General features: G+C 76.0%; 1 protein-coding gene. It reads right to left on the bottom strand.

Annotated elements, in window-relative coordinates:
- Positions 1–591 (bottom strand): hypothetical protein (locus ACTJI6_RS24200; RefSeq protein WP_440804336.1); only part of this gene is annotated, 591 nt, incomplete at both ends.

Raw genomic sequence — 591 nt, 5'->3', positions numbered from 1 at the left:
GGCCTCGCCATGTCGCTGCTGGAAGGCGGCCGACAACTCCTGGCACTGGCGGTGCAGGCCGGCCAGCCGGGGCGTGTCCGGGTAGCGGGCGCAGGTGAGCAGCGCCGCCGAGGCCGGGCTGCCGGGCTCGAGCCCCGCATAGGCGGCCGCCAGGCGCTCGGCCTCCGCCGCCAGCACCCGGTCGCGCTTGGGGGCCACGCGGGCCTCGGCCTCCTGTGCGGCCGCACGCAGCGCGGCCACGGCCGCGTCGAAGGCGTCGCTTGCCGGGCGTGGGCCAAAATCCGGCAGGACCGCATAGCCGTCGGTGGCAAGCGCGTCCTCAAAGCTCTCGCCGGCTGCCTCGGCGCGGGCCGCCATCTCGGCGATCCGCGCCGTGCCGACACGTTCCAGATGCGCGGCGGCGACCTCCTCGCAGCCCTGGGTGATCCGCGCGGCAAGGGCGGCGTCCATGCCGACCATGGCGCCGATGTGCCGTGCGCAATGGCCGGTGATCGCGGCGATGTCGGTCTCGTCCGCGACGCCCTGGGCCAGTTCCTGCGCCAGCACCGGGACGGCGGTCTCGAGGAGACGCGTGGTGGCGGGCCGCAGGAC

It is taken from the genome of Paracoccus sp. 22332, assembly GCF_052045125.1.
In the GTDB taxonomy this organism is placed as follows: Bacteria; Pseudomonadota; Alphaproteobacteria; order Rhodobacterales; family Rhodobacteraceae; genus Paracoccus; species Paracoccus haematequi_A.
Note: the sequence above shows the minus strand (reverse complement) of the source record. Positions and strands in the feature narration are given on the sequence as shown.